The 10028-nt window shown below is 67.8% G+C and carries 10 protein-coding genes; 8 read left to right on the top strand and 2 right to left on the bottom strand.

Features of this window, described 5'->3' with window-relative positions; all coding sequences use genetic code 11:
- Both ACE3UY_RS07085 and ACE3UY_RS07090 read left to right on the top strand, forming a co-directional pair.
- Nucleotides 1–773 (top strand): tocopherol cyclase family protein (locus tag ACE3UY_RS07085; RefSeq protein WP_374686842.1); only part of this gene is annotated, 773 nt, incomplete at its 5' end.
- Nucleotides 773–1402: a glycerol-3-phosphate acyltransferase gene (locus ACE3UY_RS07090; RefSeq protein WP_374686843.1), complete on the top strand. Its 630-nt coding sequence runs from the start codon at nt 773–775 to the stop codon at nt 1400–1402. The genes ACE3UY_RS07085 and ACE3UY_RS07090, both read left to right, overlap by 1 nt.
- A gap of 84 nt (nt 1403–1486) precedes the next feature.
- Here the strand turns inward: ACE3UY_RS07090 and ACE3UY_RS07095 are convergent, their stop codons facing one another.
- Nucleotides 1487–2206, bottom strand: a complete 720-nt coding sequence (locus ACE3UY_RS07095; protein WP_374686844.1) for a hypothetical protein — start codon at nt 2204–2206, stop codon at nt 1487–1489.
- A 252-nt stretch (nt 2207–2458) separates the two neighbouring features.
- Between ACE3UY_RS07095 and ACE3UY_RS07100 the strand changes: the two genes are divergently transcribed.
- The 4 genes from ACE3UY_RS07100 to ACE3UY_RS07115 all read left to right on the top strand — a co-directional run bounded on the left by ACE3UY_RS07100 (nt 2459) and on the right by ACE3UY_RS07115 (nt 7744).
- A complete protein-coding gene (locus ACE3UY_RS07100; protein WP_374686845.1) occupies nt 2459–3487 on the top strand; it encodes a 30S ribosomal protein S1 in 1029 nt (342 codons plus the stop codon).
- 13 nt (nt 3488–3500) lie between these two features.
- Nucleotides 3501–5732 carry a DNA translocase FtsK gene (locus tag ACE3UY_RS07105; RefSeq protein ID WP_374686846.1) on the top strand — a complete coding sequence of 744 codons (2232 nt, stop codon included), beginning with the start codon at nt 3501–3503 and terminating at the stop codon, nt 5730–5732.
- Nucleotides 5733–5837: 105 nt separating this feature from the next.
- Complete coding sequence (locus ACE3UY_RS07110; protein WP_374686847.1) at nt 5838–6803, top strand: COX15/CtaA family protein; 966 nt, start codon at nt 5838–5840, stop codon at nt 6801–6803.
- A gap of 155 nt (nt 6804–6958) precedes the next feature.
- Nucleotides 6959–7744, top strand: a complete 786-nt coding sequence (locus ACE3UY_RS07115; protein WP_374686848.1) for a DUF72 domain-containing protein — start codon at nt 6959–6961, stop codon at nt 7742–7744.
- Nucleotides 7745–7853: 109 nt separating this feature from the next.
- Here the strand turns inward: ACE3UY_RS07115 and ACE3UY_RS07120 are convergent, their stop codons facing one another.
- On the bottom strand, nt 7854–8570 hold the full coding sequence (locus tag ACE3UY_RS07120) for a DUF4013 domain-containing protein (RefSeq protein ID WP_374686849.1): 717 nt from the start codon (nt 8568–8570) through the stop codon (nt 7854–7856).
- Between the two features lie 130 nt (nt 8571–8700).
- Between ACE3UY_RS07120 and fmt the strand changes: the two genes are divergently transcribed.
- Together fmt and ACE3UY_RS07130 are read left to right on the top strand one after the other, a co-directional pair.
- On the top strand, nt 8701–9636 hold the full coding sequence (fmt, locus tag ACE3UY_RS07125; protein WP_374686850.1) for a methionyl-tRNA formyltransferase: 936 nt from the start codon (nt 8701–8703) through the stop codon (nt 9634–9636).
- A 17-nt stretch (nt 9637–9653) separates the two neighbouring features.
- A partial coding sequence (locus ACE3UY_RS07130; protein ID WP_374686851.1) for a ketopantoate reductase family protein occupies nt 9654–10028 on the top strand: 375 nt, incomplete at its 3' end.

Below are 10028 nucleotides of genomic sequence, written 5' to 3' on the forward strand. Positions count from 1 at the left end.
ACCGCTTCACCCACAACGCCATGACCCTGGTCATCGATCATCATGAGGTGCAATCCACCTCAGAAGGTGGGTCGCACCTGACGGCAGGGCTATCGGTCGCGGGCACACTGCGCTTCGGCGGTCTGACCCCCTGGCCCGTCACCTGGGCCGCGCCGGGCATCATGGGCTGGTACGCCTGGGTTCCCTTCATGGAGTGCTACCACGGCGTCCTCAGCCTCGATCACACCATCCATGGCGCGCTGACCCTCGGCGGGCAGGAGATCGACTTCAGCGGCGGTCGCGGCTACACCGAGAAAGATTGGGGCCGCTCCTTCCCGGAGGCGTGGATCTGGTTCCAGTCCAACCACTTCGAGCAGCCGGGCGTTTGCCTGACCGCCTCCGTCGCTATCATCCCCTGGGGCCCCACCGCCTTTCCTGGCTTCATCATCGGCCTGTGGCACAACGGGCGACTCTACCGCTTTGCCACCTACACCGGCGCGAAGCAGGAGCATCTGCGCGTCACCGACCGCACCATCGATTGGGTCGTCGGCGACAAGGAGCACCGCCTGGAGATGGTCGTCACCCAGGGCGAGGGCGCTTCCTTCGGCCTGCTAAAGGGGCCGGACCGGGTCGAGATGGGCAAGCGCGTGGCCGAGACGATGTCGGCGACAGTGCGCATCCGGCTGACGGCGCGCCGGACGGGCGAGACGCTCTTCGAGGGAACCGGCCGCCACGCCGGGCTGGAAGTGCACGAAGTACAGGCGCGCCTGCTCAAGATGGTCGAGGAGCGTTAATGTCCCCGCTGCCCCTCCAGCTTCTGTGGGCCGGGCTGGCCTTCCTGCTCGGCGCGCTGCCCTTCTCCGTCTGGGTCGGCCGCGCCGCCGCCCGGCGCGACATCCGCGAGGTGGGTGACCGCAACCCCGGCGCGACCAACGTACTGCGCGCCGGCGGTGGAGCGTGGTTTGTTCTGGCCCTGGCCCTCGACGTGTCCAAGGCTGCCGTGCCCGTCGGCCTGGCCTACCAGAACCTCGGCTGGCGGGGCTGGCCCATGCTGCTCATCGCCCTGGCCCCACCGCTCGGCCATGCTTTCTCCCCCTTCCTCGGCGGCCGGGGCGGCAAGGCGCTGGCGACCGCCCTCGGCGTCTGGATCGGCCTGAGCTTGTGGCCGATGCCGCAGGTCGTCCTGCTGGGCGTCGGCTTCTGGTTCATCTGGCTGACCACCTCCGGCTGGGTAGTCATCCTGACCCTGCTGACCACCCTGGCCTACCTCGTTTTCTTCCGGCCTGACCCGCTCCTCATCGCCGTCGCCGCCGGCCAGCTGGCCCTCCTGGCCTACACCCACCGCGCCGACCTGGCCCGCCCGCCAGCCTTACGGAGAATCCACAGATTAAGAGGCTCACGCCAAGAGCGCAAAGAACGCTAAGAATGCAAAGAAAGAACAAGTCTTGGCGTTCTTGGCGTAAGCCTTCCTAAAAATCTCGTAATCCGTGAAATCTGTGGATGCTTCTTAAGCCGTGATGACGGCGATGGTGTACGCCCCGATGACCACCAGGAACAGCCCCAGCGACGCATACGCCGCCGGCGACGGGAAGGGCAGCTCCCGCGCCAGATGCTCCAGGCGCGGCGGCAAGAACAGCAGCAGCAGCCCCAGATAGACGGGCAACAGCCACACCCCGCCGCTCCCCATTACTGCCCGCGCCTGCGCGCTCAACAGCAGCAACATGCCGTTGGCCGCCAGCAAGCCGAGCGCGGCGACGACCAGCCGCCGGCCGCCGCTCAACGCGGCCCTCGACCGCACCTCGAACGCCAACGCCAGCACGTAAAGCAGCGAGAAGCCCAGCCACGCGCCCGGCGCGTAGACGAAGTACGCCGCCGACCCCCCTTCGCCCAACTCGCGCGTATCCACTTGCAGGCCTGATTGGAAGAAGCCCAACTGCCAGGCCAGGGCCAGGCTTATCGTCAGGGCGAAGAAGACGGCCAGCGCCGCCCGCGCGCCGCGCGTCCCCCACTCGCCGCCCGCGCCGGCCGCCGGCGTCAGCCGCCGCAGCCAGTAGACGCCGACACAGAACAGGACAAAGCCGGCGCTCAGCAGCAGCGCGTTCGTCCCGCTCGGCGCCGCCAGCCGCGCCGACAGGGACGGGAATAGTAAGAACAGGGCTAGGATCGCGGTCACGTCGGCCAGGACAGCGGGCAGGGTGGCAACGGTGGAGGAGGGATGAGACTTCATACCCCAGATGTAACGCGATTTGGCAAATCGCGCAACGTTGGACGATTTGGCAAATCGCCCTACGCCATCGTTGACATGCGCCCCACAGCCTCTATAATTCTTCTCATACTGCCCGTAGAGCGAAGCGTTTAGCTGTACCGTTTATTGGTCCACATCGATTAGCAGGTCGTGTCGTTGCCCGTCGGGGGTTATGTGGACGCATCGTGTACCGGCGCCCGCCCTAATTCTTTCGTGGCGTAACGGTTGAGGACCATGAGTCAGGAGCAGACCAGGCGCACGCACGTCAATTCTTCGGCCGACGATTCCTATTGGACAGCCCTGTTCCGCTTGGAAGAGTCGCTGGCCGCCGACGATCTGGGCAACGGGACAGCCGCGGCCGGCGCCCTCCCCTTGGAACTCGCGGAACCGCTGCCGGTCGAAGCGCTTGCCCCCGACGAGGTGGCTGCGCCCGCGCCGGCCGACCCCTGGGAAACGGCCCAACTGTACATGGCCGCCGACCGCATGCTCCAACTTAAAGTCATCGGCTTCAACAAGGGCGGCCTTCTCGTCGCCTGGAACAACATCCAGGGTTTTGTGCCCGCCTCTCAACTCATCGACTTTCCCCAATTCCACGTCCCGCGCGAGCGCTTGCAGGCCCTCGCCGGCTGGCGCGACCGCGTCCTGACGCTCAAGATCATCGAGGTCAACAAGGCCAACAGCCGGCTCATCCTGTCGGAGCGGGCCACGCTGGTGGCCGCCGAGCAGCGCGAGGTGCTGCTCCACATCGTGCGGCCCGGCGAAGAGCGCGACGGCGTGGTGACCAACCTGACCGACTTCGGCGCGTTCGTCGATCTGGGCGGCGTCGAGGGGTTGATCCACATCTCCGAAATCTCCTGGAGCCGCGTCGTGCACCCCAGCCTGGTGCTGACGCCCGGCCAGTCGGTGCGCGTCAAGGTGCTCAGCGTCGACCAGGGCGCGGAGCGCGTCGCCCTGAGCATGAAGCGCCTGCGCTCCGACCCGTGGCTGAACGTCGAGGAGCGCTACAAGCCCGGCCAACTGGTGCGGGGCGTGGTCGGTAACATTACGACCTATGGCGCGTTTGTCGTATTGGAAGAGGAACTGGAGGGCCTGATCCACATCTCTGAGTTGGCCGAGGGCTTGTTCATGCACCCGCGTGACGTGGTGCATACGGGCGAGGAGGTCACGGCGCGCGTCCTCAGCGTCGACGGCCGCCACAAGCGCCTGGCCCTGTCGTTGCGCGGCGTGGCCGGCGGCATGGCCCCCGCCCCCGCGCAGCCGTAGCCGGAAGCCGCCCATGGCCCGTTCGGGTTCCTCGTCCGGCAAGCCTGCCAAGAAGGGCGCTGGCGAGCCGCCGGAGAGCAACGCCCCCCAATCGTGGGATGAACGGCTGGTCGATGAGGTCGTCGTCCGCCGCCGCGAGGTCGCCGGCCTGCTTCTCTTCCTACTGGCGGCGATCACCCTGCTGGCGCTGGCCGGCCTGACCCAGACCGGCTGGTTGGCCTGGTGGACGCGGCTGTTGCGCCAGTTGTTCGGCTGGGGCGCCTACGCCGTCTCCCTGACCCTGGCCGGCGTGGGTCTCTATCTGGCGGTCGGCCGCGTCGTTCGCCCCATTCGCCTGCGCTCCTCTCAGATCGCCGGCCTGGAACTTCTCGTCGTGGTCTTCATGGCCCTCGGCCACCTGTCCGGCGGCTACTCCCTCAACGACGCCTTCGCCGGGCGCGGCGGCGGCCTTATCGGTTGGGCCCTCTCCGAGCCGCTGGTCGATTTCCTGGGCGGCTTCCTGGCCGTGCTCATTTACCTGGCCCTGCTGGCCTGGGCGGCTATGCTGCTGGCCGGGCGCACAGCCGAAGACGCGCTCGGCTGGCTGGAGACAGCCTCGACCCGGCTGGCGGCCTGGGCCGACCGCATCGACCCCGATCGCGTGGATGTCGTCGGTCACGGCGACGCCGCCGCGCGCGTCCAGCCGCCCGCGCCCGCTGCCCCAGCCGCGACACTGCCGCAAGAGATGGCCGACGCGGAGCACGAGGCGCGCGCCGGCCGCCGCGACCCTCGCCTGCCGCCCCTCAGTGTGCTGGAGCGCGGCGCGGCGGCGGCACAGGCTGCCGACGACATCGAATGGAAGAGCCGCCGCATCGAAGAGACGCTGCTCGACTTCGGCCTGCCGGCGCGTGTCGTCGAGGTGCGGCGCGGCCCGGCCGTCACCCAGTTCGGCGTGGAGCCGGGCTACGTGGAGCGGCCCGGGCCGGACGGCGAACTGAAACAGGCCAAGGTGCGCGTGGGCCAGATCGCCGCGCTGCAACGCGACCTGACGCTGGCCCTGGCCGTGTCGCGGCTGCGCATCGAGGCCCCCGTGCCCGGCCGCAGCGTCGTCGGCATCGAGGTTCCCAACAGCGAGACCAGCATTGTCCGGCTGCGCCCCATTCTAGAATCATCCGCCTTCGCCCGGCTCAATTCGTCGCTGGGCGTAGCCCTGGGCCGCGACGTGGCCGGGGCGACCGTGGCGACCGACCTGGCCAAGCTGCCGCACCTGCTCATCGCCGGCACGACCGGCTCCGGCAAGTCGGTCTGCATCAATGCCTTCATCACCTGCCTCGTCTTCAACAACACGCCGCAACAGCTCCAACTGATCATGATTGACCCCAAGAAGGTCGAACTGGTGCGCTTCAACGGCCTGCCCCACCTCATCGGCAAGGTCGAGGTGGACGCCGACCGGGCGGTGGGCGTCTTGCGCTGGCTGACGTCGGAGATGGATCGGCGCTACGAACTGTTCGAGGTCGTCGGCGTGCGCAACATCGGCGGCTACAACCGCCAGGTCGGCCGCGGCAGCAAGGAGCGCCCGCGCCTGCCCTACATCGCCGTCTTCATCGACGAGCTGGCCGACCTGATGCACATGTACCCCGGCGACGTAGAGCGCAACCTGTGCCGGCTGGCCCAGATGGCGCGGGCCACGGGCATCCACCTCGTCGTCGCCACGCAGCGGCCATCTACCGACGTGATCACCGGCCTGATCAAGGCCAACTTCCCCGCCCGACTCTCCTTCGCCGTGGCCTCGGGCATTGACTCGCGCGTCATCCTGGACACGGTCGGCGCGGAGAACCTGCTTGGCCGGGGCGACATGCTCTACCAGGCCCCCGACGCCGGCGCGCCGGCGCGCGTGCAGGGTGTCTTCGTGAACGACAGCGAGATCGAGCGCGTCGTCGAGCACTGGCAGGCAGCCGTGCCCGACCACGTCGCCGCGCCGCCCCCCTGGGAGCCGCTCATTGCCCGCTATGCCCTGCTGGATGAGACGGATAGCCTGCTGGAAGCGGCCGTCGAGTTGGCGAAGAAGCACGACAACCTGTCCGTCTCCTTCCTGCAGCGCCGCCTGCGCCTGGGCTACCCTCGCGCTGCCCGGCTGATGGAGCATCTGTACGAGATGGGGCTGGTGGACGACCCGCAAACCGGCGGCAAGACGCGCCGCAGCCTGGTGGACAAGGACGAGGACGATCCCATTGGCAACTACCTGGCCGACCAAGACGAGACCTGACAGGTGGGCGGCCAACGAGTTTGCATTCCCGCTAAAGTGCTGCTGGCCGCCCACCTGTCAGGTCTGCTTCTTTGGCCCCCATTCGATTGAGACTATAATCTAGCCATGAGCACGCTTCTCCGCAGCAAACAAAACTTCACCCGCTTCGCCTGGTTCACCCTGGCCTTTCTCATTCTCGTCATCCTGTGGGGCGCGTTCGTCCGCGCCACCGGCTCCGGAGCCGGCTGCGGCAGCCATTGGCCGCTGTGCAATGGCGTAGTTGTGCCGCGCGGTGTGCGCACCGAGACAATGATCGAATTCGCCCACCGCGTCTCTAGCGCCCTGTCCGGCCTGTTCGTGCTGGCCCTGTTCATCTGGGCCTTTCGCCTCTACCCGAAGCGACATATCGTTCGCCGCGGGGCCGCCTGGTCGCTGTTCTTCATCGTCACCGAAAGCCTGCTCGGCGCGGGGCTGGTGCTGTTCGAGTGGGTGGCCTACAACGCCTCGGTCGGTCGGGCCATCTCCATGGGACTGCACCTCATCAACACCTTCCTGCTGCTGGGCGCGGTGACCCTGACCGCGTGGTGGGCCGGCGGCGGTCAACCCTTCCGGCTGCGCGGGCAGGGCAAGGTCGGCTGGTTGGTATTCGGCAGTCTGGCGCTGATGGTGCTGCTGGGCGTCAGCGGCGCGATCACCGCCCTCGGCGACACCCTCTTCCCGGCCGGCAACCTGACCGAGGGCATCACCCAGGACTTCATGCCGACGGCCCACTTCCTGGTGCGCCTGCGCATCTACCACCCCATCCTGGCCGTCCTGACCGGCATCTACATGGCGCTGGCCGGCCGGGCCATCGCCGCCGAGCGCCCGAGCGCCGAGACGCGCCGCTTCGCGCGGTTCATCGTCACCCTGGTCGTCGTCCAGCTCATCGCCGGCTTCATCAACGTCATTCTGCTGGCCCCGGTATGGATGCAACTGGTGCATTTGCTGCTGGCCGACCTGCTGTGGATCGCGGCCGTGCTGCTGGGCGCGGCGGCCCTGTCGCGGCCGGCCCTGGTCGAACAGCCGGCCACACTTGCCCCAGCCGGCGACTGACGGTTATTCGTTCGTAGTCAGGCGATTCATCGCCGCGCTTAGCTCGTACTCAGGCGATTCATCGCCGTTCTTACTTGTAGGGCGATTGGGCAAATCGCCCCACCATTGGGGAAGAACGGCGATGAATCGCCTGACTACGAACCACTCAGGAACGTATGGCAATCTGGTACATCGGCACCATGGGCTTCGGCTACCGCCAGTGGCAAGGCTCGTTTTACCCCGACAAGCTGCCCAAGGCGGGGCAACTGCCCTATTACGCCGAGCGTTTCAACGCCCTGGAGATGGACTCCACCTTCTACGGCACGCCCCGCCCGGAGACGGTCGAGCGCTGGCGCGCCCAGACCCCCGACGGCTTCCGCTTCTGCCCCAAAGCGCCGCGCGAGATCACCCACGACCTGCGGCTGGCGGCCGTGGCCGATGACGTGCTGGCCGTCTTTGTCGAGACGATGAGCCGGCTGGGCGACCAGTTGGGGCCAATCCTGCTGCAATTCCCGCCCGACTTCACCGCCGACGAGCGCGACAACCTGGCCGGTTTCCTGGAGCGGCTGCCGGCCGGCTTCCGCTTCGCCGTCGAGGTGCGCCACCGCTCCTGGTGGAGCGATGAGACGGCCGAGATGTTCCGCGCCCGCGGCGTCTGCTGGGCCGCGGCCGACTACATCTATCTGCCCAAGGAGATCAGGCGGACAGCCGATTATCTCTACGTGCGCTTCCTGGGTCGCCACGGCCAGTTTGCGGCCAAGACCCACGAGCAGATCGACAAAACGGCCGACCTGCAAGGCTGGCGCGGCCAGATCGAGGCCGCGGCCCCCGGCGCGACCGAGGTCTACGCCTTCTTCAACGACGACTACGCCGGCCACGCGCCGGGCACGGCCAATCGCCTGAAGGCGCTGTTGGGAATGGACGTGGAGGAAGGGCCGCCGCAGCAGGGGCGGCTGTTCTAGCGCTTGTTGTAGCGCGGGTTGGTAACCCGCGTTCCGCGCTACAAAAAACGCCCGCTGTCGGTATTCCCGACAGCGGGCGTTAATCTGCGAAATCTGTGGATTCTGCTTCTTACGCCACCGGCGCGTAGCCGGCCTTGCCGCCGAACTCCTTCGCGCCGATCTGCCCATAGAGGTGGCTGGTGACGAACGTGATGTACGGGCTCATGGCAAAGCCGATAGCGACAGCCGCCAGCCAGCCCAGGCACGGGACGATCCCTATCACGGCGGCAACGACGCCAATCGCCATGACCGCCACAATCGTCACCACGAAGACCAACAGGATGTCGGCCAGGTTGTTGCGCATGATGGCCCACACCTCGCCGAAGCGGAACGTCGCGCCGAACTCGTCGGTGACGGCGTACTGAATCAGGATGGCCGGCATCAGGAAGAGCAGGGCGGCGAAGAACAGAATCCCCAGGCAGGCCAGCGCCAGCCCACCGCTCATCGCCCCGGCCGCGGCCAGGTCGCTGCCGTTGTCGGCCAGGCTGCCCAGCCCGCCCGTGGCGACGCCGCCGACGACGAACAGGATGATGAAGGGCAACGTCCAGACGATCTCGGCCACCGTCACAAAGAAGCCATCCTTCAGCAGCTTGCCGTAGTCAGACCACTCCGGCAGGTCGTCGCGGTTGCCGGCCATGACGTGGCGAATGACCTTCACCGCGTACCCCTGGAGGATCAGGGCCGGCAGGATCAGGGCCGACAGCAGCGACATCAGCACACCGATGAGCAGCTTGCTGATCCACTGCTTGTCGTCGAATACAAACCGAAAAGCCTTGTTGACATCCATAATGACTCTCCTTTGTCTGGAAGCTAATCAACATTACGCCCCTGGCCGGGAAAAAGTTGCGGGGCAATTGGCATCATAATAATAATCGCGCCGTTCGTCAACGGCCGAGGCCCATGCTAGAATGCCCCACATGGCAAGAGTCGTCTTCATGGGCACGCCGGCATTCGCCGTGCCCTGTCTGGAAACGCTGCTGGAGACACAGCAGGTTGTAGGCGTGGTCACCCAACCCGACAAACCGGCCGGACGCGGCGGCCAGCTCCGGCCGTCGCCGGTCAAGTTGGTGGCCGAGGCGGCCGGCATCCCGGTCTATCAGCCCCGCTCGCTGCGCAAAGAAGAGGCGGCCGAGCCGCTGCGGGACTGGCGGCCGGACATCATCGTCGTCGCTGCCTTCGGCCAAATCCTGCGCCCTCACGTCCTCTACCTACCGCCGCATGGCAGCCTGAACGTCCACGCCTCGCTGCTGCCGCGCTGGCGGGGCGCGTCGCCCATCCAGCACGCGCTGCTGGCCGGTGACGCGGCGACCGGCGTCACACTGATGCAGATGGATGAGGGGCTGGACACCGGGCCGATGTACATCCAGGCGTCGCTGCCCATCGCCCCGCGCGAGACGGCGGCCACCCTCCACGACCGGCTGGCCGCCCTGGGCGCGGACATGCTGCGCCGCCATTTGGATGACATCCTGGGCGGCCGCCTGACCCCAACGCCCCAGCCCGACGGCGGCTCCACCTACGCGCCGATAATCGCCAAGGAGGCGGGTCAGCTCGACTGGCGGCAAGAGGCCGCTGCGCTCGACCGCCAGGTGCGGGCCATGACGCCGTGGCCCGGCGCGTTCACCATCTGGAACGGCCAGCCGCTCAAGATTTTGCGCGCCCGGCCGCTCGGCGGGCCGCTGCCGGCAGGGCCGCCGGGCCAGGTCGTCTGGGCGCGCGGCGCGCTCGTGGCGCTGGCCGGTGAGGGCGGGCTGGCGCTGGAAGAGGTGCAACTGGCCGGCAAGCGGGCCATGCCGGCCGAGGAGTTCGCCCGCGGCCGGCCGGAGTGGGTCGGCGGCGTGCTGGGGGCCGGCTAACGGGTTTCGTATCTGACATGGACGTTCTGGTCTATGGGGCGGGGGCGGTCGGCGGCTACCTGGGCGGGCGGCTGGCCCTGGCCGGCCACCGGGTGACGCTGGTCTTGCGCCCCGCCGCTGCCGCCGCCATCGCCGCTAACGGTCTGCTGATCAGCCAGGAGGGGCGCACCGAGCGCGCCCCCGTCCGCGCCGCCGGCGACTTGCCAGCCGCTTTCGCGCCGGACGACCGCTACGACCTCATCATCCTGGGCATGAAGGCGTATGATCTGGCCGCGGCCGTGGATGAACTGGTCGCCCTCTGCCCGGAACCGGCGCAACTGCTGAGCATCCAGAACGGCATCGGCGTCGAGGAGATCGTCGCCGCCCGCTTTGGGCCGGAGCGGGTGCTGGCC

The organism is Promineifilum sp. (SeqCode) (assembly GCF_041918635.1).
GTDB lineage: Bacteria > Chloroflexota > Anaerolineae > Promineifilales > Promineifilaceae > Promineifilum.

Excerpts from the sequence above, each read along its gene's own strand:
- ACE3UY_RS07090 (WP_374686843.1), top strand. The coding sequence starts at position 773 with ATGTCCCCGCTGCCCCTCCAGCTTCTGTGGGCCGGGCTGGCCTTCCTG.
- ACE3UY_RS07095 (WP_374686844.1), bottom strand. The coding sequence starts at position 2,206 with ATGAAGTCTCATCCCTCCTCCACCGTTGCCACCCTGCCCGCTGTCCTG.
- ACE3UY_RS07100 (WP_374686845.1), top strand. The coding sequence starts at position 2,459 with ATGAGTCAGGAGCAGACCAGGCGCACGCACGTCAATTCTTCGGCCGAC.
- ACE3UY_RS07105 (WP_374686846.1), top strand. The coding sequence starts at position 3,501 with ATGGCCCGTTCGGGTTCCTCGTCCGGCAAGCCTGCCAAGAAGGGCGCT.
- ACE3UY_RS07110 (WP_374686847.1), top strand. The coding sequence starts at position 5,838 with ATGAGCACGCTTCTCCGCAGCAAACAAAACTTCACCCGCTTCGCCTGG.
- ACE3UY_RS07115 (WP_374686848.1), top strand. The coding sequence starts at position 6,959 with ATGGCAATCTGGTACATCGGCACCATGGGCTTCGGCTACCGCCAGTGG.
- ACE3UY_RS07120 (WP_374686849.1), bottom strand. The coding sequence starts at position 8,570 with ATGGATGTCAACAAGGCTTTTCGGTTTGTATTCGACGACAAGCAGTGG.
- fmt (WP_374686850.1), top strand. The coding sequence starts at position 8,701 with ATGGCAAGAGTCGTCTTCATGGGCACGCCGGCATTCGCCGTGCCCTGT.